General features: G+C 62.1%; 20 protein-coding genes. 12 read left to right on the top strand and 8 right to left on the bottom strand.

Going from position 1 to position 23,987, the window contains the following annotated elements:
• Positions 1-3 precede the first annotated feature (3 nt).
• Both ACWHTU_RS14430 and ACWHTU_RS14425 read right to left on the bottom strand, forming a co-directional pair.
• Positions 4-1,341 (bottom strand): DUF1015 domain-containing protein, encoded by a 1,338-nt coding sequence (locus tag ACWHTU_RS14430; RefSeq protein WP_447860082.1) that lies wholly within the window; start codon positions 1,339-1,341, stop codon positions 4-6.
• A gap of 67 nt (positions 1,342-1,408) precedes the next feature.
• Positions 1,409-2,377: a polyprenyl synthetase family protein gene (locus tag ACWHTU_RS14425; RefSeq protein WP_447860081.1), complete on the bottom strand. Its 969-nt coding sequence runs from the start codon at positions 2,375-2,377 to the stop codon at positions 1,409-1,411.
• A gap of 265 nt (positions 2,378-2,642) precedes the next feature.
• Here ACWHTU_RS14425 and gltB point away from each other — a divergent pair, with 265 nt between their 5' ends.
• From gltB to ACWHTU_RS14385, 8 genes are all read left to right on the top strand, one after another.
• Positions 2,643-7,190, top strand: coding sequence for a glutamate synthase large subunit (gene gltB, locus ACWHTU_RS14420; protein WP_447860080.1), 4,548 nt, complete (start codon positions 2,643-2,645; stop codon positions 7,188-7,190).
• 88 nt (positions 7,191-7,278) lie between these two features.
• Positions 7,279-8,715 carry a glutamate synthase subunit beta gene (locus tag ACWHTU_RS14415; RefSeq protein WP_447860079.1) on the top strand — a complete coding sequence of 479 codons (1,437 nt, stop codon included), beginning with the start codon at positions 7,279-7,281 and terminating at the stop codon, positions 8,713-8,715.
• Positions 8,712-8,948 carry a hypothetical protein gene (locus ACWHTU_RS14410; RefSeq protein ID WP_447860078.1) on the top strand — a complete coding sequence of 79 codons (237 nt, stop codon included), beginning with the start codon at positions 8,712-8,714 and terminating at the stop codon, positions 8,946-8,948. Before ACWHTU_RS14415 ends, ACWHTU_RS14410 begins: the two co-directional genes overlap by 4 nt.
• Positions 8,918-9,568 carry a nucleotidyltransferase gene (locus ACWHTU_RS14405; protein ID WP_447860077.1) on the top strand — a complete coding sequence of 217 codons (651 nt, stop codon included), beginning with the start codon at positions 8,918-8,920 and terminating at the stop codon, positions 9,566-9,568. Before ACWHTU_RS14410 ends, ACWHTU_RS14405 begins: the two co-directional genes overlap by 31 nt.
• Before the next feature lie 1,022 nt (positions 9,569-10,590).
• Positions 10,591-11,346 carry a DUF72 domain-containing protein gene (locus tag ACWHTU_RS14400; RefSeq protein WP_447860076.1) on the top strand — a complete coding sequence of 252 codons (756 nt, stop codon included), beginning with the start codon at positions 10,591-10,593 and terminating at the stop codon, positions 11,344-11,346.
• Positions 11,343-12,470 carry a hypothetical protein gene (locus ACWHTU_RS14395; RefSeq protein ID WP_447860074.1) on the top strand — a complete coding sequence of 376 codons (1,128 nt, stop codon included), beginning with the start codon at positions 11,343-11,345 and terminating at the stop codon, positions 12,468-12,470. Before ACWHTU_RS14400 ends, ACWHTU_RS14395 begins: the two co-directional genes overlap by 4 nt.
• Before the next feature lie 36 nt (positions 12,471-12,506).
• Entirely contained in the window at positions 12,507-13,745 is a 1,239-nt protein-coding gene (locus ACWHTU_RS14390; RefSeq protein ID WP_447860073.1) for an anion transporter, read from the top strand.
• Positions 13,746-13,869: 124 nt separating this feature from the next.
• A complete protein-coding gene (locus ACWHTU_RS14385) occupies positions 13,870-14,322 on the top strand; it encodes a hypothetical protein (protein WP_447860072.1) in 453 nt (150 codons plus the stop codon).
• Positions 14,323-14,429: 107 nt separating this feature from the next.
• Here the strand turns inward: ACWHTU_RS14385 and yacG are convergent, their stop codons facing one another.
• Positions 14,430-15,572 carry a DNA gyrase inhibitor YacG gene (gene yacG, locus ACWHTU_RS14380; RefSeq protein WP_447860071.1) on the bottom strand — a complete coding sequence of 381 codons (1,143 nt, stop codon included), beginning with the start codon at positions 15,570-15,572 and terminating at the stop codon, positions 14,430-14,432.
• Positions 15,569-16,333 (bottom strand): hypothetical protein, encoded by a 765-nt coding sequence (locus ACWHTU_RS14375; RefSeq protein ID WP_447860070.1) that lies wholly within the window; start codon positions 16,331-16,333, stop codon positions 15,569-15,571. Before ACWHTU_RS14375 ends, yacG begins: the two co-directional genes overlap by 4 nt.
• A gap of 90 nt (positions 16,334-16,423) precedes the next feature.
• Between ACWHTU_RS14375 and ACWHTU_RS14370 the strand changes: the two genes are divergently transcribed.
• The 3 genes from ACWHTU_RS14370 to ACWHTU_RS14360 all read left to right on the top strand — a co-directional run bounded on the left by ACWHTU_RS14370 (position 16,424) and on the right by ACWHTU_RS14360 (position 18,394).
• On the top strand, positions 16,424-17,092 hold the full coding sequence (locus ACWHTU_RS14370) for a hypothetical protein (protein ID WP_447860069.1): 669 nt from the start codon (positions 16,424-16,426) through the stop codon (positions 17,090-17,092).
• Positions 17,093-17,190: 98 nt separating this feature from the next.
• Entirely contained in the window at positions 17,191-17,820 is a 630-nt protein-coding gene (locus ACWHTU_RS14365) for an MBL fold metallo-hydrolase (protein WP_447860068.1), read from the top strand.
• A gap of 49 nt (positions 17,821-17,869) precedes the next feature.
• A complete protein-coding gene (locus ACWHTU_RS14360; RefSeq protein ID WP_447860067.1) occupies positions 17,870-18,394 on the top strand; it encodes a bifunctional nuclease family protein in 525 nt (174 codons plus the stop codon).
• Positions 18,395-18,638: 244 nt separating this feature from the next.
• Here the strand turns inward: ACWHTU_RS14360 and ACWHTU_RS14355 are convergent, their stop codons facing one another.
• Genes ACWHTU_RS14355 through ACWHTU_RS14340 form a run of 4 tightly spaced genes read right to left on the bottom strand, consistent with a single transcriptional unit; the run spans position 18,639 to position 22,679 of the window.
• Positions 18,639-19,061, bottom strand: coding sequence for a PEGA domain-containing protein (locus ACWHTU_RS14355; RefSeq protein ID WP_447860066.1), 423 nt, complete (start codon positions 19,059-19,061; stop codon positions 18,639-18,641).
• Positions 19,058-20,047: a tryptophan--tRNA ligase gene (gene trpS, locus ACWHTU_RS14350; RefSeq protein ID WP_447860065.1), complete on the bottom strand. Its 990-nt coding sequence runs from the start codon at positions 20,045-20,047 to the stop codon at positions 19,058-19,060. Before trpS ends, ACWHTU_RS14355 begins: the two co-directional genes overlap by 4 nt.
• A complete protein-coding gene (locus ACWHTU_RS14345; protein ID WP_447860064.1) occupies positions 20,044-20,772 on the bottom strand; it encodes a site-2 protease family protein in 729 nt (242 codons plus the stop codon). The genes trpS and ACWHTU_RS14345 overlap by 4 nt, the downstream gene beginning before the upstream one ends.
• 20 nt (positions 20,773-20,792) lie before the next feature.
• Complete coding sequence (locus tag ACWHTU_RS14340) at positions 20,793-22,679, bottom strand: penicillin-binding protein activator (RefSeq protein WP_447860063.1); 1,887 nt, start codon at positions 22,677-22,679, stop codon at positions 20,793-20,795.
• Positions 22,680-22,948: 269 nt separating this feature from the next.
• Between ACWHTU_RS14340 and xerD the strand changes: the two genes are divergently transcribed.
• Entirely contained in the window at positions 22,949-23,929 is a 981-nt protein-coding gene (gene xerD / locus ACWHTU_RS14335) for a site-specific tyrosine recombinase XerD (RefSeq protein ID WP_447860062.1), read from the top strand.
• Positions 23,930-23,987 lie beyond the last annotated feature (58 nt).

The following is a 23,987-nucleotide window of genomic DNA, read 5'->3' as shown; positions in this document are numbered from 1 at the left end:
CCGTCAGCTGTTGACTTCTTCGAACACATTGATCACCAACCCCGTCAGCGGCTTGGGGAAAAAATAGGTCGACTTGTGCGGCATACGCTCTCCAGCGGCCGCGACGGCCCGGACTTCGTCGACCTTCGTCGGATTGAGCAGAAGCGCGGCCTCTCCCGTCCCTTGTCGAACCCAATCGAGCGCCTCGTCGTCGTCCTTGGTATACAGGACGGCTTCCTGTTCGCGCGGCGTCGGGCAGAGCTTGGCGATCACGTGCTGCTGGAGGATGGAAACGTCCAACCGATCCCGCGGGGAAGCGGGAGGCGATGGCCGATGCTGCGGGCGGAGTGTGAGGAGGACATAGGCATCGGCGCCCCGGCAGGCGAGACCGAAAACCGTGGCGGATTGTCCCTGCTCCCGAAGCGTCTGCAGGAAGCGTCGCCTGACAGCCGGTTCGTCGGCGCCGCTGACAGGGAACGGATGGAATTCGAACGCGTCGCCCAGCAGGCTCCGAAGGCGCGGAAGCGGCGGGACGGCGGTGGTCAGCACGCGGTGCGTCGGCAGGATCGTGAGGCCGGGATCCTCCAGGGCGGCAAACAGCATCAGCACGCTGTCATACGGCTGGCGGATGCGGGACGCGGAGGCGCCGGCCCGCTCGTGGCAAAGCCGCCGATACGTCAGCGCTGTCTCGTACCGATGATGCCCGTCCGCGATGAACAACGGTTTCGGTTTCATGGCGGCGACGAGCCGATCGAGCACGACGGGGTCGGTGACCGCCCACAAGCGCTGGCGAAAGCCCGCGTCGTCGTGAAACTCGATCCGCGGTTTGTTGGTCCGAACGGCCTGTTCCAACAAGTCGATGATCGAACCCTCCGGATCTGAATAGAGCGACCAGATCGGGCTGAAATTGGCCCGGCAGGCTTCCAACAGGTTGAGACGGTCCGTCTTGGCCGCGGCGCGGGTGTTTTCGTGCGGGTAGATGCGGCCGGTGCCGAACTCTTCCAACTCGGCCGCCGCAAGAAAACCTTTGAGCATGCGAACGGGACCGCCGGGTTCGTCCGACGGCAGTCGATACTCGACGGTGTGGTAGTACACGGCCGGTTGCGAATCGCGGCGCAGCGCCCCGGTCCGCAGCCAATCCTGAAGCCACGCGGCCGCGCGCATGTACTTGTTGGCGGTCGGCCCGTCCCCCGGCTCCTCGAGTCCCAATTCCAGTCTGATGATGTTCTGCGGGTGCCGCTCGTAGAGCGCGCGCTGCGTGGCGGCGTCGATCACGTCGTAGGGCGGCGCGACGACGTGGCGAATATCGCCCACGACGGCCGGGTTGTACAGCGTGCCTTGCAACGGAACGATGGTCGCCATGACGACTCCGATTGGCCGATGAGCGTAAATGGAGAAACGGTGACGGCGGGTGTCTCTGTCGCCCCGGCTACCGGTCGCGGCTCACCACGTAATCGGCGACGACCGACAGCGCTCGCCTTGGCGGGCAGTCGTCGAACAACTCCAAATCGCGCTTCGCCGCGGTCACGAACGCGCGGGCCCGGTCCATCGCGTACGCGATCGATCCGTACTCCTGCATCAGCGCGATGATGCGCAGTAGATCCGGTTCGGTCAGGGTCCGCGTTTCCATGCGGTCTTTGATCATCCGCTTGTCTTCGTCCGAACAATGCTGGAGAAGATGCAGTAGCGGCAAGGTCGCCTTTCCCTGCCGCAGGTCCTGCCCCAGTGATTTACCCAACCGGTCCCCGTCAGCCGCATAATCCAACGTGTCGTCCGCCACCTGAAACGCGATACCGAGGTGCTGCCCGAAGCGGAACAAAGCTTCCTGTTTCTCCTCGGACGCGCCGCCGATGATCGCGCCGATGCAGCACGAGGCGGCCATGAGACCGGCGGTCTTATGTTCGGCGATGCGCAGGTACTCCGATTCGGGCATCGCCGGATTGCCGTTGTAGTACAGCTGAAGGACCTCGCCTTCCGCCATTTTTCGGCAGGCTTTCGACAGCACTTCGTTGATCGTCTGACTGCGGAATTCGACGATCTGGCAGATGGCTTTCGAATAGAGGTAATCCCCAACTAGGATGCTGATCTGGTTGCCCCAGACTTTGCGGGCCGTCTGGCGTCCACGCCGCAGTTCCGCGTCGTCCACTACGTCGTCGTGGAGCAGTGTGGCGGTGTGGATGTACTCCACCAGGCTCGCCAGCAACAGATCGGCTTTGTCCGCATATCCGCAGAGGCGGGCGGAGAGTAGCAGTAGGAGGGGCCGGATACGCTTGCCGCCGCTGCTCAGGATGTGAGCGGCGACGGTGTTGACGAGCGCGACTTTCGAATCGAGGTTCTTGCGGACCTGATCTTCGACACCTTGGAGTTCCTCGCGATAGGCCTCCCACACATCGGCCATCGTCTGAATCGTCGACGTCACGGGTCCGTGAGACATGCGGCGGATAGTAGGGCAGGGGGGAAAACAAAGTCAAGCGAGTCGGGGCGCTTCTGCGCGTATGAATCTTGACAGAAGCGGAACCCTTCCAGTAAGGTGACGACTCAATTCACCAGATGAGTGGCAGTGGTGCGGCGTTAACGGACCCACACGCGATTTGCCTTCCGAGAACGGTCCGCCCGACGGGCACAAGACCCGCCCTTCCGCTGTAGACGTGAGAGACCATACGATGCCGATTCCCGGATTGCCTCCGAAGCAAGGGCTCTACGATCCGCAATTCGAAAAAGATTCCTGCGGGATCGGGTTTGTCGTCAACATCAAGGGGCAGAAGTCTCACAGCATCGTGCAGAAGGGTCTGCAAGTGCTGGAGAATTTGTTCCATCGCGGCGCCCAGGGGTGCGACCCCTGCACGGGCGACGGTGCCGGCATTCTGCTCCAGGTGCCGCATGAGTTTCTCAAACGAGCGGCAGCGGATGTGGGGATCAGGCTCCCGGGGCCAGGCGAATACGGTGTCGGGATGGTGTTCCTGCCGCGGGAGGCTGCCGCCCGCAAACAATGCGAGGTTCTGGTCGAAAAGGTGATCGCCGAGGAACGTGCGCGGTTCCTCGGGTGGCGGGACGTGCCGGTCAAAAGCGAGACGATCGGCACGGTGGCGCGCCGAACGGAGCCGGTGATCCGGCAGATTTTCATCGCCCGCGACATCCTCAACGAAGGCCAGTTCGAGCGCAAGCTCTACGTCATTCGCAAACGGGTCGAGAAGGCGGTCCGGGAATCGGCCATCGAGGGCCGCGAGCACTTCTACATCCCGAGCCTGTCCAGCAACACGATCGTCTATAAGGGCCTGCTGCTGCCCCGCCAGATCCCGCAGTATTACCAGGATCTGACGGATTCCAGCGTGGTGAGCGCGCTGGCGTTGGTCCATTCGCGGTTCAGCACGAATACGTTCCCCACGTGGCCTTTGGCACATCCGTACCGCTACATCTGCCACAACGGCGAGATCAACACACTCAAGGGCAACGTCAACTGGATGCGGGCCAGACAGGGCCGGTTGAAGTCGGAGCTGTTCGGCGACGACCTGCCGAAGCTGTTCCCCATCGTGTACGAGCACCAGAGCGACTCGGCCTGCCTGGACAACGCGCTGGAGTTCCTGGTGTTGGGCGGTCGTTCGCTGCCGCACGCGATGATGATGCTCATCCCAGAGCCCTGGGTCGGCAATCCGCACATGGACCTGGACCGACGGGGCTTCTACGAATACCACGCGGCGATGATGGAGCCCTGGGACGGCCCCGCGGCCGTCTGCTTCACGGACGGGAAGCTCATCGGTGCGACGCTGGACCGCAACGGCCTCCGCCCGTGCCGGTATCAGGTCATGACCGACGATCTGGTCGTGCTGGCCTCCGAGGCCGGCGTGCTGCCGGCGGACGTGAAGGAGATCCGTCAGAAAGGCCGCCTCCAACCTGGCCGCATGTTCCTGGTCGATACGGTGCAAGGGCGGATCATCGACGACGAAGAGATCAAGGCCGAGATCGTTGGCCGCAAGCCCTACCGCGCCTGGGTCACGCAATACCGCATCTCGCTCGACGAACTGCCGGAACCGTTGAACGTGCCGCAGCCGGATCACCCCACGATCCGCCAGCGCCAACAGGCGTTCGGGTACACGGTGGAGGAGTTGAAAATGGTCATCACGCCGATGGTGGTGACCGGCGAGGAGCCCGTCTCCTCCATGGGCACGGACACACCGCTGGCCGTGCTGTCGGAGCGGCCGCAACTCTTGTTCAAGTATTTCAAGCAGCTGTTCGCCCAGGTGACCAACCCGCCGATCGATCCGATCCGCGAGGAATTGGTGATGTCGCTGGTGACGAACATCGGACCCAAGCCCAATCTGATGGAGGAGCATCCGGAGTCCTGCCGCCGGATCCGGGTTAAACAGCCGATTCTGACCAATGTGGACCTCCAGAAGATCCGGGAACTCGAAGATCCGAATTTCCGGAGCAAGACGTTGCGTATGCTGTTCCGCGTGGCCGAGGGACCGGACGGACTCGGCGCGGCGGTGGAGGAGTTGTGTCATCAGGCCTCCGAAGCGATCAGGGAAGGCTATCGGTTCCTGATCTTGAGCGACCGGGGTGTGAACGAAGAGTGGGCGCCGATTCCCAGTCTGCTGGGCATTGCCGCGGTGCACCATCATCTCGTGCGCGAGTGCACGAGAACCGAGGTCGGGTTGATCCTCGAGACCGGCGAACCGCGCGACGTGCATCATTTCGCCTGTCTGATCGGGTACGGCGCGGGGACGATCAACCCCTATCTCGTGTTCGAGACGCTGGTGGACATGGAGCGCGACGGCTACTTACCGGAAGGCTTGGACGCGCAGACGGCGGAAGGTAAGTTCATCAAGGCGATCAACAAGGGACTGCTGAAAATCTTCTCCAAGATGGGCATTTCCACCGTGCAGTCCTACTGCGGGGCGCAGATCTTCGAAGCCATTGGCCTGAACCGCGAGCTGATCGACCGCTATTTCACTGGCACGGCCTCGCGGATCGAGGGCATCGGCCTCCGCGAGGTCGGAGAGGAGACGCTGCGGCGGCATGCGTTGGCCTATGAGCCGGCGCCGATCCGCCAGCTCGACTTCGGCGGGGAGATTCACTACCGGGTGCAGGGCGAGCATCACAACTGGAATCCGGAGACCATTTACAAACTGCAGCACGCCACGCGCGCCAACGACCCCCAGACCTACGCCGAGTTCGCTGCGCTGGTGAACGACGAGAGCAAGCGGCGTTCGAACTTGCGCGGGCTGCTGGATTTCAAATTCCTGCCGGAGCCGATCCCGCTGGAGGAAGTGGAGCCGGCCCAGGAAATCGTCAAGCGGTTCACGACCGGGGCCATGTCGTTCGGCGCCATCAGCAAGGAAGCGCACGAAACCCTGGCCATCGCTATGAACCGGATCGGCGCCAAGAGCAACACCGGCGAGGGCGGCGAAGACCCCGAACGTTTCATCCCGCTTCCGAACGGCGACTCCAAGAACTCCTCGATCAAGCAAGTGGCGTCGGCGCGCTTCGGCGTGACGTCCCACTATCTCGTCAACGCCAAGGAACTGCAGATCAAGATGGCGCAGGGGGCCAAGCCCGGCGAAGGTGGACAGTTGCCCGGCCACAAGGTGGACGAGACCATCGCCAAGCTGCGGTATTCCACACCGGGCGTCCAGTTGATCTCCCCGCCCCCGCACCACGACATTTATTCGATCGAGGATCTGGCGCAGTTGATCTTCGATCTGAAAAACGCCAATCCGGAAGCGGATGTGTCTGTGAAGCTGGTGGCGGAAGTCGGGGTCGGCACGGTCGCGGCCGGGGTGGCCAAAGCCCATGCCGACAAGGTGCTGATCAGCGGCGATTCCGGCGGGACGGGCGCTTCGCCGCTCTCTTCCATTAAATATGCCGGTATCCCGTGGGAACTGGGACTGGCCGAGACGCATCAAACGTTGGTGCTCAACGATCTGCGCGGACGGATCCGGGTCGAAACCGACGGCCAGTTGAAGACCGGGCGGGATGTCGTGATCGCGGCCCTGCTAGGTGCGGAGGAGTTCGGCTTTTCGACGGCGCCCTTGATCGTGGAAGGCTGCATCATGATGCGCAAGTGCCACCTGAACACCTGTCCGGTCGGGATTGCGACGCAGGACCCGGTGCTCCGCAAGAAATTCACGGGCCAGCCGGAACACGTTATCAACTACTTCTTCTTTGTGGCCGAGGAAGTGCGGCAGCTCATGGCCAAGTTGGGCTTCCGCAAGATGGACGAGATGGTCGGCCGCGTCGACAAGCTCAAAGCGCAGAAAGCCGTCGATCACTGGAAGGCCAAGGGGCTGGATCTGACGCCGCTGCTCACGATGCCTGAAGTAGGGCCGGAAGTCGCCCGGTACTGTGTCCAGAAGCAGGATCACGGCATCGAGCATGTGCTGGATAAGCAGTTGATCGAGCTGTGCGCGCCGGCGATCGAGCGGGGCGAGAAGGTCACGCTCGATCTGCCGATCCGGAACGTCAACCGGACAACTGGCACCATGCTGTCCAGCCGGATCGCCAAGAAGTACGGGTTGGAGGGACTGCCGCCCGATACGATCACGATCAAGTTCACCGGCTCGGCGGGGCAGTCCTTCGGCGCGTTCCTCTCCCGCGGCATCACCTTGATCCTGGAGGGCGAGTCCAACGACTATTTGGGCAAGGGACTGTCCGGCGGCAAGATCATCGTGTACCCGCCCAGAGGGTGCACTTATGTGCCGGAAGAGACGATCCTGATCGGCAACACCTCGCTCTATGGCGCCACCCAGGGCGAATGCTACTTCTATGGGACCGCGGGCGAGCGGTTTGCTGTCAGAAACAGCGGGGTCCGGGCGGTGATTGAAGGGACCGGCGATCACGGGTGCGAATACATGACCGGCGGGGTGGTCGTGGTCCTAGGGAAGACCGGGCGCAACTTCGCGGCCGGGATGTCTGGCGGCATCGCCTTTGTCTTGAACGAGGACGGTAAGTTCGAATCCCGCTGCAATATGGGCATGGTGGAGCTGGAGAAGGTCGTCGCCGCCGAGGACAAGCAGTTGTTGCGCGGCATGATCGAAGCACACTTCCAGTACACGGGGAGCCGCAAGGCCAAGCGGGTGCTCGACACCTGGGAAGCGATGCTGCCGAAGTTCGTGAAGGTTATGCCGATTGACTACAAGCGGGTGCTGGCTGAACGGAAGGCGGCCGCCGCTAAGGAACAGGCGCATCGCGAGAAAGAGATGGTGGCGCATTAGAAGACGTGATGCGTGACGCGTATCGCGTGAAGCGTGCGTGAGACATGCGACGAGATACGAGATACGAACGACGAGATACGAGTGGTAAATGGCTGACCCCAGAGGCTTCCTGAAATACCCCCGCGAGGGTCCCAAGCGCCGGCCGGTCGAGCTACGCGTGCTGGACTGGAAGGAATTTTACGAGCCGATGCCGGAGGAGAAACTTCAGATCCAGGGCGCGCGCTGCATGGACTGCGGCGTGCCGTTTTGCCAGAGCTCCAACGGCTGTCCGGTTGTCAACCTCATCCCGGAGTGGAACGACTTGGTCCATCGCGGGCGCTGGAAAGACGCGCTCAAGGCGCTCCACACCACGAACAACTTCCCGGAATTCACCGGCCGGTTGTGTCCCGCTCCCTGCGAATCGGCCTGCGTGCTGGGGATCAACAGCGATCCGGTGTCGATCCGCATCATCGAGTGGAACATCATCGACAAGGGGTTCGACGAGGGGTGGGTGCAGCCGGTTCTCCCGACGAGCCGCACCGGCAAAACCGTGGCCATCGTGGGTTCCGGCCCGGCTGGTCTGGCCGCCGCGCAGCAACTGGCGCGGGCCGGTCACAGCGTCACCGTGTTCGAGAAGGCCGATCGGATCGGCGGGTTGCTGCGCTATGGGATTCCCGATTTCAAGATGGAAAAATGGGTGCTTGACCGACGGTTGGAGCAACTGAAGGCCGAAGGCGTTGTGTTCAACACTGGCGTCCATGTTGGCAAGGACATCAGCGGAGAGGACCTGCGCCGGCGGTTCGATGCGGTGTGTCTGGCCGTGGGCGCGGAACAGGCGCGAGACCTGCCGGTCCCCGGCCGTGAGCTCAAGGGCATCCATTTCGCCATGGAGTACTTGGTCCAGCAGAACAAGCGGAACGCCGGCGACGTGATCGCGGACGAGCCGATCACCGCGAAGGGCAAGCGCGTGGTGATCATCGGCGGCGGCGACACCGGGTCGGACTGTTTAGGCACCGCGCACCGGCAGGGCTGTACGGAAGTGCATCAGTTCGAATTGCTGCCGGAGCCTCCGCCGCAGCGGGCGCCGTCCACTCCCTGGCCGCTCTGGCCGATGCAACTCCGCACCTCGCACGCGCATGAAGAAGGCTGTGACCGCCAGTGGAGCGTCTCGACGACGAAGTTCTCCGGCCGCAACGGGCACGTGACCAAGCTGCATGCCCACCGGGTCGCCTTCGAGAACGGCCAGTTCGTGCCGATCCCCAACACCGAATTCGAGATGGAGGTTGATCTTGTGCTCTTAGCCATGGGCTTTACCGGGCCGGTGAAGAACGGGCTGCTCGACAGCCTCGGTGTGAAGTACGATGCACGGGGCAACGTGGCCGTGGACGAGAATTTCATGACGTCGGTCGAGGGCGTCTTCGCCGGCGGCGACGTCAAGCGCGGCGCCTCGCTCATCGTTTGGGCCATCGCCGAGGGCCGCAAGATGGCTGCCGGTGTGGACAAGTATCTGCGGGCGGGCCGAAGCGCGAAGGCTGCCGTGAAATGAGGAAGATCACCAAGAAAGAAGTCCGCGAGTATATCAAGCGCTGGCGGTTGGTGAATCAGGTGCTCGATGAGGAACTGCGCCGAACCACTATAGAAACGAAGTTTGAAAAGATGGATGCAGCCTACCGGATGGCAGTTGCGGTGGGCTTCCTGACAAGACTGCGAAGATCGAAGCAAGAAACGGTGGATGAGGTTCGGCAACGGTGGCTTCGACTGCAGAGAATCCATCCGTAACCGGTTCCTTCCTCCCGTCGCTTGTTCCTGCCATCCGCGCGCTCGCTAATCTCCTGAGAGTGTCCCAAGTCCCTGGAGCCATCATTGGAGGCGTCGCCGCCAGCTTACAAGGGCAAGCGAGGACGACCGAAGACGTGGATGTCCTCGTTCGCCTCGACGAAAACGCTCTTGATCGCTTCCTGGAAATGGCAAAGGCCGAAGGGTTTCGTCCCCGGATTCCCGATGCCATTCCCTTTGCGCGGCGCTCGGCGGTGCTTCTCCTCGAACATGAGGCGAGTCGAGTCGGAGTGGATCTTACGATAAGCCGGATGGCCTTTGATTCCGATGCGATCGACCGCGCTAGGCCGGTTGCAATCGGCGATCTCCGATTTTCCGTGGTCGCTCCGGAAGACCTCATTATCATGAAAGCGGTCGCCCACCGCCCTCAGGACCTCCAAGACATTCATGCTGTGACTCGTGCCAATCCCCGGTTGGACGTACGTCGAGTGCGGACCCACGTGCAGGAGTTTGCCAGGGCTCTCGACAAGCCCGAAATTTGGGCGGACATTGCGCCGTTGTTGAAGAGCCGCGTTCGTCGCAAGCCGACGATGCGTAAGGCAAAGAGCCGAAAGAAGAAGTAGCAGAGAGCTGGATGAGACCGCGCCGGCCGGAAACGCATGCCCCGGTGACGGCGCGGTGGAGAAAAGGGTCGAGAGTCTTGTCGTGACAGACTCTGCCCTGTTCGCATGCGACGACGGAGTCGAAGGCAGGGCGGTGGTAAGGGGTCGCGATGTGATTCGGGGAGAAAGGTCATGCGGGCCAGGAGTTCCTGAGGAAAGACTCCCGACCCCTTTTTCGTTCTCCTTTTTCGTTCTTTTCCGTTCCCTCGCCTCGATCTGATTTTAGTCCTGCGCGATGAGCGCAAGCTTGGCCCCAAACGTATCCAGGCCGAATTACTGCGGCACCATGATCTTCGCTTGTTCACTGCAACGATTTAGAAGGTTCTTCATGCTCATGAGCGAGCACCGCTGGTGCGGAAACGGCCGCCGGAAACTCCTCGACGGTACAGCCGGCCGCTGCCTGGAGATCGCGTTCAAGTGGATACGATGAAGATCACCGAGGCTCGCTTCTAGTACGCCGCCCTTGATGATTGTACACGCCTGCGCGTGCTTGGCCTTTCCCTCGGCGTACGGCGAGCAATGCGGTCCACTTTCTGGAGAACCGGATGCTGGAGGAATTTCCATTCCCGATCCAGCGCATTCAAACGGATCGGGGTGCCGAGTTTTGTGGCAGTTCTTCTACAAAATTGGCATCGGCCGCACAGGGCCCTGAACGGCCACATACCTATGGAACGGTGTTGCCAGTTGCTGGAACAGACACCGCTACTGGAAGAAGTTGAAGCGCAATACGACGTGAAACGAGAACGAGCGAAGATACGTGATTTTTGCACCGATCAACGGCTGGCAAATTGAAGGGACGTCTGTGAGCTTCACGCCTAAGGGATGTTTCAGTTTTATAACTTGTTGAGCTCTCATGAGGCAACCATGACGGTGGCGATGCGGTTAGAGTGGTCCGGCAGTGCGTAACGGTCGGAGTCTTCGGAATCTAGCGTCCTTTCCGAGATTCTCCCAGTGCCGAGGTTTGGGTAAAATGCTGAGTGACCATGCCCCGCATTCTCATCGGCACGTCCGGGTGGACCTATCCGAGTTGGAAGGGAAAGTTCTATCCTGAGGACCTGCCCAGCGCTCGATTCCTGGAGTTCTACGCCAAGGAGTTTTCCACCACCGAGGTGAACTACTCCTTCTATCACCTGCCTCGACCGGCGACCTATGAAAAATGGGCAGCCCAGGTGCCGGAGGAGTTTGTCTTCGCGGTCAAGGCCAGTCGGCTGATCACCCATACCAAGCGGCTGGTCGATGTCGAAGAACCCTGGCGCGTCTTCATGCAGAACGCTCGCTCGCTCGGCCCGCACTTGGGACCGATTCTGTTTCAGTTCCCGCCGTCCCTTCGCTGCGACCGTTCCCGCCTGGAGGGCTTTCTGAAAATGGCCACACGGGTGGCGTCTAAATCTCATCCCTTGCGCCTCGTCTTCGAGTTCCGCCATGACTCTTGGTTCACGGACGACGTCTATCGCCTGCTGAGCCGCCACGAGGCGGCCCTGTGCATCGCGGATTCGCCCCGCTACCCACGGAAGGACGTGCTGACCGCCGGGTTCACCTATCTCCGGTTTCACGGGCGGACGAAGTTGTTTGCATCCTGCTATACGAAGAAAGAGCTGGCTGAAGAGGCGAAGAAGATCAAGCGGTACCTGCGCGACGGGCTCGACGTGTATGCGTATTTCAATAATGATGCGGAAGGCCACGCCGTGGCCAACGCGCGAACGCTGCGAACCCTCGCCGAAGGACGACAAACCAGGTGATGCGAAGGGTTGCCAGAATCGCGCTTGTGGTGGCGCTGCTCCTCGGCTTGCCGCTGCTGGGCGTGATCCTCGCCGGCGAGGCGCTCGAGCGCTATCTGGAATTCCCCCCGCGCACCCGCTACGTCGAACACGAGCCGTTCTCTTGGTCAGTGTTCGTGGTGCTGGCGATTGCCATCCTCGGCACGGTCTCTCCGTTCGTCGTTCGGATCGCCTCGTCCCTCGCGCGGATCTCGGATCTCGGATCTCGTCGGTCCTCGGTGACGCTTCACGCTTCACGAGTGGCGCGTCACGTTTTCCCCTGGTGGGGCTGGCTAGGAGTCGGGTTGACGGCTGTCGCCTGGGTCTTGGCCTGGACCCGCTTCCCGTGGTTCGACGTGTTCCAACCGTTCACCTTTACGCCGCTCTGGCTGGGCTACATCCTGGTGGTCAACGCGTGGACGTTCGCCCGGACCGGCCGCTGTATGATGCTCGACCGGCCCCGGTATTTCCTTTCGCTCTTTCCGCTCAGTTCGGCGTTCTGGTGGTTCTTCGAGTATCTCAATCGCTTCGTCCAGAACTGGTACTATGTGGGAGTCCAGGAGTTCACGCCGCTCGAGTACTTCGTCCACGGAACGATCCCGTTCGCCACGGTGCTGCCGGCCGTGCTCGGTACGACCGAGTTGCTGGCGTCCTATCCTCGACTCAGTGCCGGGTTGGACAAGTGGCGGCCGATCCGGATGGCCAACGCGAAGTTAGTTGGCTGGTTGGTGTTGGTCTTAGGATCCGGTGGGCTGATCGGGATCGGTCTCTGGCCGAACTATCTATTCCCGCTGGTCTGGGTCGCGCCGCTGCTGCTGATCACTGCGTTGCAGGCGGTATCGGGCGAGGAGACCATCTTCTCACCCCTCTCCCAGGGCGATTGGCGGCCGATCTGGCTGCCCGCCCTTGCCGCGCTGCTGTGCGGCTTTTTTTGGGAGATGTGGAATGTCAACAGTTTCGCCCACTGGGAATACACGATCCCGTTCGTGCAGCGGTTTCAGATTTTCCAGATGCCGATCCTCGGCTACGCGGGCTATCTCCCGTTCGGCCTGGAGTGCGTGGCACTCGTGCGATGGATCTTTCCACGGGAGCATGGCTTGGCTTGACGGCTCGGTCGGCAGCGCGATACAACCTCGCCTCGTGTGACCACCACTGTCGTCATCGTCTTCGTCCTCGTCTACCTCGGGATGATTCTCGGGGGCCTCCCGTTTTTCCAGCTCGACCGGACCGGAGTGGCGGTGCTGGGGGCGATCGCGCTGGTGGCGACGGGGGATGTGAGCCTCGAGGAAGCGGGCCGCTCGATCCACGCGCCGACCTTGCTGTTGCTTTTCGCCTTCATGGTATTGTCGGCCCAATTGCGGTTGGGCGGCTTCTATACCGTTGTGACACTTTGGCTGGCGTCGCTGCCGCTTGCGCCACCGCAGTTGCTCGGCGCGTTGATCCTGGCGGTGGGCGGGTTGTCCGCCGTGTTCAGCAACGACATCGTCTGTCTCGCGATGGCGCCGGTGCTCGTCGATGCGTGTCTGAAGCGACAGCTTGATCCCGTGCCCTATCTGCTCGCGCTGGCCTGCGCGGCCAACATCGGCTCGGCGCTGACCCTTATCGGAAACCCGCAGAACATGCTGATCGGCGAGTCGCTCCGTCTCTCGTTCGCAGGTTATGTCCGCGATGTCACCGTGCCTGTGCTGCTGGGACTCATGACCACATGGGGGGTGATCGTGTTGCAGGTCCGTGGGCGGTGGACGCGTACGCCTCCCGTCGCCACGCGACCGGAGCCCGAGCGGCGCGCGGAAGGGTATCCCCAGTTCGACCGGTGGCAGACGGCGAAAGGGCTGACGGTGGCGGCCGTGCTCGTCGCAGTCTTTCTCGCCACCTCCTGGCCGCGCGAACTGGCAGCCCTCGCGGGCGCCGGCGTGCTGTTGTTGAGCCGCCGGTTGCACTCGCGCCATATGCTCGGGCTGGTCGACTGGGAATTGTTGGTCCTGTTCATCGGCCTCTTCGTCGTCAACCGCGCCTTCCAGGAGACAGGCGTGATGGCGGACGCCGTGCGGGCGCTGGCGGACGCCGGGCTGCGCCTTGATCAGCCATGGCTCTTGTTCTTGGCGACCTTCGTGCTGAGCAACGTGGTCTCCAATGTGCCGGCGGTGATGCTCCTGCTTCCGCTCGCGAGCCATCCCCTGGCCGGGACCCTGCTGGCGCTGGCCAGCACGCTGGCGGGCAATCTCCTGATCGTCGGCAGCATCGCGAACATCATCGTGGTGGATGCGGCCGAGCGGCGCGACGTCTGCATCGACTGGCGGCGGCACGCCCGCGTCGGCGTGCCGGTTACGCTGGCGACGATGGCGATCTCAGGTGCCTACTTGTGGCTGCGCATCGGATAAACGCCGCTTCGCGCCGGTCCGGAGCAGGGCCAGACCTGCTTTCCACAAATTCGGCTGGTCTCCGATCGGCCGCCGGCGCATCCGGGCCGTCGTCCTGCTACGGCCGGACAGGAGAGCGCCTCCGGTGAATCTGCGCGCGGTCTTGATCTTTCTGGTCCTGGGCTTCATCGGGCTGCTGCTGGCGATGGGGGCGGTCAGCTTTGTTCGGTGGCTCAAGCTTTCCTATCCTCGGCACTTCCGGCCGATCCTGACGGCGCTCGGGCTCGCGGCCGTCGGTCTGGGGCTGTGGAGCTATGAGGAGGCGGCCAAGCCCCCGGCCTTTCACCCCGGCGATCTCATCACGCTGGAAGCGCCGGTGGTTGCTCGTCTGATTCCAGCCGGGCGCACTGCGCCCCAAACAAGCTGCATGGTGGAGATCTACGAGCACCTTGCGGTCATGGAAGTAGAGAGCGGTACGCTCAAGGCTCGGGTAGAGAGCAATACTCAGTCGGGACCGAGTTTCTGCCCGATCAGAGCCGACGTGCAACTCGATCCCGCATGGCTGCACCGCTACACCCTCACGCATCGGCACTCCTGATCTCAATGCCGTCATCAATCTCGCGGTGGTCCTCCGGGATGGAACTCCAGGTTTAGGGCCGGTTGAGAGGAGGCCGGCACCGGACCCGGCATGCGCCGTGTTTGGACCTATTCGCTTTCCGGTTCGGAGGGTTCGGTCGGGACTTCGGGGCCGGGGACCCGGTAGCGCTCGGCGGCCCACGCGCCCAGATCGATCAGTTGACAGCGCTCGGAGCAGAACGGCCGCCAGGGATTTCCTTCCCAGCTGGTCGTTTTTCGACAGATGGGGCAAATCATACACGAAATTATACTCCTTCGACGAGAAGGAATTTCTCCGGAAGCCGTGGGTGAGCGTGAGCCAAGCGGCTTCGCGCAGCGGAAGCCGATCGTAGCGGAACGATGATCCGGGGGCGCCCCGCCGCGAGTGGCCGTGCGCAGCATGTGCGGTTTGCTTTTCCACGACCCGCCGCGCACGCTCTTGTAGCGGCTCGCAGAGGGGCCGGGCGGATTGCGTTCCGGCATAATGGCATAGTAGTCGAATCCGAACCAATCCTGGACCCACTCAGCCACATTGCCCGCCATGTGCCGGAGCCCATAGGGACTTTGTCCGTCTTCTCCGCTGTCCACCGCTGCGACGAGCGGAATCTCGTGCACGTGGTACTGCCCGAACACTGCCAGTCCCGGTTCCGGGGCCTTGGATCCCCAAGGGAACAGATTGCCCTCGCTGCCGCGGGCGGCCTTTTCCCATTCCGCTTCGGTCGGCAGCCGTTTGCCCCGTTGGCGGCAGAACTGATCGGCCTCCGTCCACGTGACGTACATCGCTGGCCAGCGGGCCAGGACATCATCGGGCATGGCGTGGACCGTGATCACGTGCCAGATCAGCCGTTGCAGTTCCTCGGGGATGGGCCGGCGCCGCGACTGAAGGTCGGCGAGATATTCGGCCAGGCTGACTTCGTCGCGGTCCATCGCATAGGCGTCCAACCAGATGCGCCGCTGCGGCAGTTCGGTGTCGTCGAACTGGGTTTCCAGTCCGTAGGGGTCGTCGTCCTTGCGATTGGTCCCCATGAGGAACCATCCTGCTGGGATAATGACCGTCGGGGAAGGCTGTGCCGCTGCGGCGATCGCGTCCAGGTGTTGAGGCAACTCGGTCTTCATCTCCAGTCCGGCGGCCAGTATCGGTGCCGGCAGCAAGGCGGCGGTTGCCAGCAGGAGAGAAGCCAGCCAACGCCCGGCCGTCTCTCGGAGAGGCTCAGGGGGGAGGACGAGGTTCACAGCCTGTGTGGCGAGGAAAGGGCTTTGGAAATTTCCACGATCAACCGCCGCTCGATCTCTGCGGTCTCCTCGGCGCTGACGGCCAACACCCGTCCGCCCTGCGCCACCTTTTCGAACTCCGCCTTCACGCTCAGACGGGTCACGTTGGAAGGAAGGGCTTGCAGTGAGACGAGATACTGGTTCCGAAATCCGGAAACTTCCAACGATGCGGGTGCCGAGACCTTTCGCTCCGTCATGTAAACGGCTTTCTGGTCGGTCTTGACGCTCACCTTGACGGTGTAGCCGTTGCGCGCCAACGCCTCTTCGGCGGCCTGAACGACCGCCGCCAGGGGGCGCGGCAGCTCTTCCACCTGCGCGCCTTTCTCGTCCACCCGGAGATTTTGCGCTATCTGCGCGTTGGTCGCGGCGGTCCGCTGGACCTGCGCGGCGAGCTTCCGCGCTTCCGCCGCCTGGGCCTCCAGCTTGGCCGTCAAGGCCTTCACCTCGGCTTCGGCTCGTTCCGCTTCTTTCTTGGCGTCGCGCAGTTCCCGATTGAGGAGGTCGATCTGTTGCTGCATGACCTTGTTGCCGTCCTGTAACGAGGCGACCACCGACTCTTGTTTCGCCACCTGCTTGCGCAAGTTCTCGTTCTCGGCCCTGAGCGGGGAGTCGTCCGGTGTGCAATCGGCGATCAAGCTGCCGATGATGAGCAGGAGCGCTGCGGAAAGCACGCGGGACGATCGCCGGGATGGCTCGATGACAATGCTCCTTTGTTGCGCCATGCTGACCCGATTATCCATGCTTCGGCGTCGCTTGTCTATCATGGTGTGTGGCGGTTTGACCGTCGGCGCCGTGCGCGCTATGCTGCCGCCATGCGGGCAAGAACGCTGCTGCCGTTCGTGTTGGCCGGTTTAGAATGGCTGATCGCGCCGGCGCCGGGGCCTGCTTCCGACCGGCCAGCGGAATCCCCCCTGCCGGTTCCCGCCGAGGAGTATCCGATCTACGATGTCGTCGTGCGCTCCAAGTTCCTGACGTCTGCGACGCAACTCGTGATCGTCGAGCGGTTGACGGCCACGAGGCTGTATCCGGCGCAGGACCAACCGACGACCCGCACGTTCTTCGAGCAACACGGCTATTTCGAGGGGCGGCTTCCTGCGGAGCTGAAGCAAGATTTTGTGGCGAAAAACAGCCGTCCCTTCAAACTGGAGCCACGGTTCGACTTCGGTGTGCCTTACCGGTTCCTGTCCGCTGACGGAGCTGAGGAGCAGGAGGTCTCGCTCGCACCGCTCCCTGTGGCGTTCCCGCGCCGGTCTCTTGTGCAGGAGGGGCCTCCCCCGGTGATCGACCGACTGGCGTTCTCGCGCGTGGCGTTCACGTCACGCCGGGATCAGGCCCTCGTCTATGTGGCCAACAACCGTCCCGACGGTTCGGGCGCGGGCTTCCTCTTCTGGCTGCATAGATCCGTCGGGTCATGGGAGCTCCACGACAGCGAAGTGCTGTGGATTGCGCAGGTTGACGGGCCGCCTCAGGGAGAACGCTGACTTGAGATTCGACACGGATGAGCGATAGCATCAAGCGGAATAAGGAGCAGGCGAGGTGAGCAGGCGGAATTAGGGAGGGGCGCTGAACGATGGCCGGGATGATCCGCAGGACCTTCGCCGTTCCTCCGCTGGGTTGCAACTGTTCTCTCATCGGCGATCCGGTCACCAAGCGGGCAGTCGTGGTCGATCCGGGAGGCGCACCCGAACGGATTCTCCGGGAGGCGCAGGATCTGGGATTGACTGTCGTGAGCGTTCTCCATACCCATGCCCATTTCGACCATTTCCTCGCATCAGGCGAGATCAAGAGGGCGACCGGGGCAATCCTTTGTCTGCACCCCGACGATCGAGAGTTGTGGGGGATGCTCGAGGTTCAGTGCCGCATGTTCGGCGTGCCTTATGTGCCGGCGCCGCCGCCGGATTACTGGATGCAGGATGAGGAAAAGATCATCGTGGGTGGGGTCGAAGGCCTGGCGCTGCATACGCCCGGCCACACGCCCGGCTCGATGAGCTTTCATTTTCCCGCGGAAAAACTGCTGCTCGCCGGCGACACGCTGTTTCGAGGAGGAATTGGGCGGACGGACTTGTGGGGCGGAGACTTCAAGGCGATCGAACGGTCCATTCGGGAGCGGCTCTATACGCTGGACGAATCAACCCGTGTGATTACCGGTCACGGGCCGGAGACGGAGATCGGTCTGGAACGGGAGTCCAACCCCTTTGTCCGGGCGTAAGCGGGAATCCTTTCCGCGTCATGTGCGACTTCAGCCGAAGGAGGGAACCATGAAACATCTCGGTCGGTTGATGCAGATGTGGCTGGTCTTCAGTGTTGTTATCGGTTTGCCGGGGGCGGTGTCCCGCGCGCAAACCGAGTCGCCAGGTCCTCCGCCTTCTTCGCAGGTGACGATCTCCGACGTGCAAGTCCGGCTTTCGGATCACGGACCGGTCGTCCTTCTGAAGGCGGAAGGCAAGACCATTCCCATCTTCGTGGATATGACGGTCGCCAGCTCCATCTACGGCGCGCTCACGGGCGAGAAAATGCCGAGGCCCATGTCGCACGACCTGATGCACTCGATTCTCGAGGCCTTCGGCGGGAAAGTAACCCAAACCGTGATTACGTTGAAAGGCGGCACCTATTACGGGGCGCTCACGGTGGCGTTCAAGGATCAGGTGAAGGTGTTCGACAGCCGATCCTCCGATTCGATCGCGCTGGCTATTCACTTCAAAGCGCCGATTATCGTCAGCCGAGAGCTGTTGGATTCGGCGGGCAAGGTGTTGACGCCCGAGACCAAGGCGCAGACGTTGTGATACGGACTCTTGTGCCGGCGGCTCACCAGATGGGCGGAGACGTTGTTCGACCGCCGACTTGAGGAAGACGACGTGTTCCGGCTGGTGGTGCTGCGTCCAGATCTTCCCCTCTTCCCGGCGTTTCTGCTGCGCAATTCGAACCGCGCGACTTCCACCGCACCTTGATTGTTCGGTTTCTTTCGGATCGCCGTGCGCCGCGCCCGCTTGGGGATCGGATAGCGGGTGAACGACCGCGGATGCCGACTTAAGGCAATTGCGGCGTGGGCGAGTCTTCCGACGCCCGTTTGGCCAGCGTGACGCGGATCTCGTCGTCGAAAGCATAGTACCCGCCATCGCGGCGATCTTTCTGGATGCAGTTGACGATGAAGACGAGACAGACCACATTGCCCATCACCCACCAGGACATGCCGCGCTCGATTTTGACCGTCGCCGGTTCATACCCGTCTTTCTCCACAATCGCCACATGGTCGGATTTGCGGTTCAAAGAAACCGTCCCCGGCGCGATGACGTGCAGATAATCGTCGATGACGACGGTGGCTTCCGGCGGATCGGTGAAGATCGTCACAGACTGACGGTCAGAGTTGATGCTCGTGGCGCAGCCCAACAGCGCGAGCATGATCCCGGCCAGGCCAAGAAGGGGCAGCCGTAGCGAAACGTTCCTCATCATATCTTCATGGCCTCCTTGACTTCTTCCAGCGTCTGATGCGCAACGTCCGCTGCACGGCGGCTGCCGTCCTGCACGATCTCGTCGAGCTGGTTCGGACGGTCGATCAGTGTCCGGCGCGCTTCCCAGATGGGCGCCATGCGCTCGACGATCCGATCCGCCACCAGTTTCTTGCAGTCGATGCAGCCGATCGCCGCAGTGCGACATTCGCGGTTGACTTGGTCGATGACCGGCGGCGGCGAGAAAATTTTGTGGAAATCGAAGACCGGGCAGACGTCCGGGTTGCCGGGATCGTGGCGGCGGACCCTGGCCGGATCCGTGACCATCGTCTTGAGTTTCTGGCGGACTACCGGCTCGGGATCCGACAGGTTGATCGTATTCCCGTAGCTCTTGCTCATTTTGCGGCCGTCGGTACCGAGGACCTTCGGAAACCGGGTGAGATGCTCCATCGGCTCCGGGAAGACTGGCTTGTACAGGCTGTTGAACCGCCGCGCCAGTTCGCGGGTGAGTTCCAAGTGGGGCAACTGATCCTTGCCGACCGGGACGTAGTCGGGTTTGTACAGGAGAATATCCGCCGCCTGGAGCACCGGGTAGCCGAGGAAACCGTAGGTGCTCAGGTCGCGCTCCTTGATCTCCTCTTGTTTTTCTTTGTAAGTCGGGTTGCGTTCCAACCACGAAATCGGAATGATCATCGAGAACAGGAGATGCAGGATGGCGTGCTCCGGCACATGGGATTGGATGAAGACCGTGGATCGTTTCGGATCGATGCCGGCCGCTAGCCAGTCGATCAGGAGTTCGCGGACGAATTCCCGAATCCGGCTGGTGTCGGCATAGTTGGTGGACAGCGCGTGCCAATCGGCGACGAAAAAATAGCATTCATACTGCTCTTGCAACGCCTTCCAGTTGTCGAGGGCGCCCAACAGGTTCCCCAAATGCAACAGCCCGCTGGGCTGCATGCCGCTGAGAACGCGCTTTCGCGAGGTGGTCATGCTCCACTCAGCACGGCGGTGAGCAATGTGCCGGCCATCACGTTGACCAGTGTGCCGGTGATCGTCCGAATGACGCGCATCTGCGGGTCGAATACGATCAGCGCGACGATGATCAACATCCCGTAGGGTTCCAGCCTGGCTAGGGCCGACGCGGGACGAGCAGGCAGCAGGCTCGTCAGGACGCGCCCGCCGTCGAGCGGAGGAATCGGGATGAGATTGAAGACCATCAACAGGATGTTGATGAACACGGAATACAGCGCCATTGCCGCGACCGGCAGCAACAGCATGCCGAGCCAGTCGCGCCGCGGTTCTTGGCCCGGTTGCGGCGGCCAGGATGCCATAAGCGTCGGATCGATTGTGATCAGGACGCTCAACAAGACGGCGCTGGCGATCGCCAGCGCGAGATTCATCCCCGGTCCGGCTGCCGCGACCAGCGCCATGTCGCGGCGAGGCCGGCGGAGTCGTCTCGAGTCGATGGGCACTGGCTTCGCCCAACCGAGGAAGATCCCTCCTGGCAGCAGCAGGCACAGGAGCGGCAGAATGACGGTGCCGAAGGGATCGATGTGGGCGAGCGGATTGATGGTTAGCCGCCCCGCCAGCTTGGCGGTGGGGTCGCCGTAACGGTCGGCCACCCAACCGTGCGCGTACTCATGCAGCACCATGGCCAGCAACAACGGAAGGGCCATGTAGGAAAGGGTATGAAGAATCTGGGGGAGCGCGTTCATGAACCTTCGCCCGATCGAAGTTATTCCACTTGCACGAACCGACCTTGCTTCACCTGGATCACGAACATGCGCCGGTTGAGCGTCCCTCCCGCATCGAATCCGGCCGGTCCGGCCAACGCCGGCAGATCCTCGTGCATCGCCAGATACTCGCGCACGGTTTCGCCCGTCGTCGCCCCTTTCCGAACGGCTTCCAACACGAGGCGCGCGGCTTCGTAGGCTTGTGCCGCGAACAGCGTAGGACTGGTCTGGAACCGCCGCTGATAGCGTTCGACGAAATCCTGCACGTTTGCGAGAGGACTGTCAACAAAGAATCCGTCGACAAAGACGCTGCCGTCGACCGTGCGGTCGGCCAGGCGAGGAAAGTCGGGCGAGTTCCAGCCGTTCGCCCCCAGCAACGGAACCTTGATGTCGTGAAACACAAGCTGCGCCGCGATCAGCGCCACTTCGATGGAACGACCGGGAACAAACACGGCGTCAAACCCCGGCGTATACACGATGCGCTTGGCGCCTTTCACCGTCTTACCGTTTTCCACTGGAACGGCGATCCCATACTTCTTCAAGTCTTCCGCTTTGAGGCGTTTGATCTGCGGGCCGAAGTCCGTTTCGCCTTCTTTGTAGGATTCGACCGCGATGATCTCTCCGCTATGCCGGCGCACCTCCTGCGCGAACAGCCGGGCCAGCTCGCGGCCGTAGACCGTGTCGGGATGAAGGATGCAGAACCGGCGGTATCCCGGCTCTCCGGTTGCGTAGTCGGCGATGCGCTTCGCTTGGAGCGGATAGGTCAGCGCCGTGCTGAACACGTAGGCGCCCAAGCGACGGACGTTCGGAAAGGTGGCGGCCGGCGTGATGACCGGGATTTTGGTCCGCTCGGCCAACTCCGCCATCACCGGAAGATTCTTCGAGAGCAACGGCCCGATGACAGCCAACGGCCGGTCTTCGAACAACAGATCGGTGAGGTCGTTGAGAAACGTCGCGCGATCGGCTTCGCTGTCCTTGACGATCAGTCCGACCGAGGCGAGCCCTAAACCGTCCTTGCCTTTCTCCAACGCCAGTTGAATCCCGTTGAGCACTTCGGTGCCGAACGGCGCGAGCTTGCCGGAGAGCGGAAGCACCGCGGCGATCAGGTGTTGATACGATTTGAGCTTGGCTTTGAAGGAGGCGAGCAGATCGGACGCCTTGGCCGCAAACTCGTGGTTCGGAAAACGGCGTACGAAGAGCCGGATATTCCGTTCGGCCAGATGGTCTTCGCCCTTCGCCGTGTGCAGTTCGATGAGCCGGATCAACGCGATGTCGCCGGGAAACGACTTCGGGTAGGCGTCGCGCAGGCGAATGAGGGTTTTTCTATCGAGCTGCTCCCTGATCAATTCTTGGATGCGGTTCTTGATGTCATCCGCCTGCTCTTCCGGGCTCAGCTCGATTTCTTCCAGCCAAGCTTGAATGGCGCGCAGGTGATCTTTTTTTTGAAGCTGCAGCTCGCCCGTCAGCCGGAGCGCTTCGCGTTTCGTCTCGAGATCGGGGGAGAGACTCCGGATTTCGGCCAACACAGGCAACGCGAGATCGAGATTGCCCGAGGCCGCCTGAACACGCGCCAGCATCAGGCGCGCACGGTCGGTCAGCTCGGACGTCGGAAACTCGCCGAGAAGCTGGTTCAAATATCTGACCGCTTCGCCATACTCCTTCGTGTGGTACAACGCGGCACCAAGCAGGAAATACGCGTCGTCCACGTGTTCGGGTTTCGGCGAGGTGCCGATGAAACTCTTGAGCAGCGGTACGGCCGCGTCGGCCCGTTGAGTTTCAATGAGTCGTTTAGCTTGGTCCAGGACGACGGGAATGGACTGGCTTCCCAGTGATCTACCCTGTTCAGCGCGCGACGTCTGGGGTGAGGGCTCCGTTGCGGCGAGCGCCACGGAGGCGTCACAAAGAGCGAACGAAGACAAGAGGACGGCAAACAGAGAAACGAACATTGGTCCGGCGGGGAGGCGAAAACAAGGCGCGCTGGGCATCGTTTTCAATGGTCATCATGGCGGACACTCACACCGCAATGCAGCTACTATAGGCAAGGCTCGGAGGGGTGTCAAGGTCAGGTTCCCGGCGACATTGTGTTCCGATCGGAGCTTGGCTATAGTCGCCGTCGAACCGCGTGACAGAGGGACTTCACCGCGCAGGAGGAGCCAGGATGAGCGGAATGGGCCGAGGCGGGAAGCCGTCGATAGGCGTTGAGGTTCCGCCGGATACGGTGCTGGCCGGCCTAATCGGGCGGTATCTCAGCTATCTTCGGATTGAAGGCGGCCTCTCGACACAGACGCTGGAGGCCTATCGACGGGACTTGGAAAAGTTTATGTCCTTTCTACTCGCTCGAGAGATCCATCGCCCGGCGGACGTCACGCGACACACGATGGCGGATTTTTTCGTCCATCTGAAGCGGCTGCGGATGGCTCCGGCCTCGGCGGCTCGTTGCTTGGCTGCGCTGCGGGGGTTTTTTCGGTTTCTCGTGCGGGAAGGGTTGGTACGGGAAAACCCCACGGTTGGGCTGAACAGTCCGCGCCAGGGGATGCGCTTGCCGGCCGTGCTGGCGCCGCGCGAAGTGACCGCGTTGCTGGATTGGGGGGGCAAGTTAGGACCGGAGGATGTACGTGATGCCGCGATGATTGAGTTGTTGTACGCGACGGGTATGCGGGTTTCGGAATTGGTTGGTCTCCGGATGACCGACCTGAACCTGGATGCGGGTTATGTGCTGGCGACCGGAAAAGGTTCCAAACAACGGTTGGTGCCGATGGGGGAAGTTGCTAAATGGAAGATCATGCGCTATTTGCGGAACGGGCGAGCCGAGTTGCTCAAGAACCGGGAGTCGGCCTACGTCTTTATCACGCGCCGGGGCCGGCCGCTGACCCGGCAAGGGTTTTGGAAGTTGTTGCGTCTCCGTGCCGCCGCCGCGGGCATCGCGAAAACGATTTCGCCGCACATGTTGCGGCACTCGTTCGCCACGCACCTGTTGGATCGCGGCGCTGATCTTCGCTCGGTCCAGGCGATGTTGGGTCATGCGAATATTGCGACGACGCAGATCTACACGCATGTCGAACGCGAGCGGTTGAAGCGTCTGCACGCCCAATATTTTCCCCGCAAGCGGCGACGCCGAACAGTGGGGCCGACGGCATGACCAAGATAAAACAGCCTGGTCGATTCGACACGAGAAGAGGTTTTGCAAGAAAGGTGCG

Source organism: Nitrospira calida, from assembly GCF_976986435.1.
This window is presented reverse-complemented; position numbering and strand designations above follow the sequence as displayed.

Excerpts from the sequence above, each read along its gene's own strand:
- ACWHTU_RS14430 (WP_447860082.1), bottom strand. The coding sequence starts at position 1,341 with ATGGCGACCATCGTTCCGTTGCAAGGCACGCTGTACAACCCGGCCGTC.
- ACWHTU_RS14425 (WP_447860081.1), bottom strand. The coding sequence starts at position 2,377 with ATGGCCGATGTGTGGGAGGCCTATCGCGAGGAACTCCAAGGTGTCGAA.
- gltB (WP_447860080.1), top strand. The coding sequence starts at position 2,643 with ATGCCGATTCCCGGATTGCCTCCGAAGCAAGGGCTCTACGATCCGCAA.
- ACWHTU_RS14415 (WP_447860079.1), top strand. The coding sequence starts at position 7,279 with ATGGCTGACCCCAGAGGCTTCCTGAAATACCCCCGCGAGGGTCCCAAG.
- ACWHTU_RS14410 (WP_447860078.1), top strand. The coding sequence starts at position 8,712 with ATGAGGAAGATCACCAAGAAAGAAGTCCGCGAGTATATCAAGCGCTGG.
- ACWHTU_RS14400 (WP_447860076.1), top strand. The coding sequence starts at position 10,591 with ATGCCCCGCATTCTCATCGGCACGTCCGGGTGGACCTATCCGAGTTGG.
- ACWHTU_RS14375 (WP_447860070.1), bottom strand. The coding sequence starts at position 16,333 with ATGGCGCAACAAAGGAGCATTGTCATCGAGCCATCCCGGCGATCGTCC.
- ACWHTU_RS14370 (WP_447860069.1), top strand. The coding sequence starts at position 16,424 with ATGCGGGCAAGAACGCTGCTGCCGTTCGTGTTGGCCGGTTTAGAATGG.
- ACWHTU_RS14365 (WP_447860068.1), top strand. The coding sequence starts at position 17,191 with ATGATCCGCAGGACCTTCGCCGTTCCTCCGCTGGGTTGCAACTGTTCT.
- ACWHTU_RS14360 (WP_447860067.1), top strand. The coding sequence starts at position 17,870 with ATGAAACATCTCGGTCGGTTGATGCAGATGTGGCTGGTCTTCAGTGTT.
- ACWHTU_RS14355 (WP_447860066.1), bottom strand. The coding sequence starts at position 19,061 with ATGATGAGGAACGTTTCGCTACGGCTGCCCCTTCTTGGCCTGGCCGGG.
- trpS (WP_447860065.1), bottom strand. The coding sequence starts at position 20,047 with ATGACCACCTCGCGAAAGCGCGTTCTCAGCGGCATGCAGCCCAGCGGG.
- ACWHTU_RS14345 (WP_447860064.1), bottom strand. The coding sequence starts at position 20,772 with ATGAACGCGCTCCCCCAGATTCTTCATACCCTTTCCTACATGGCCCTT.
- xerD (WP_447860062.1), top strand. The coding sequence starts at position 22,949 with ATGAGCGGAATGGGCCGAGGCGGGAAGCCGTCGATAGGCGTTGAGGTT.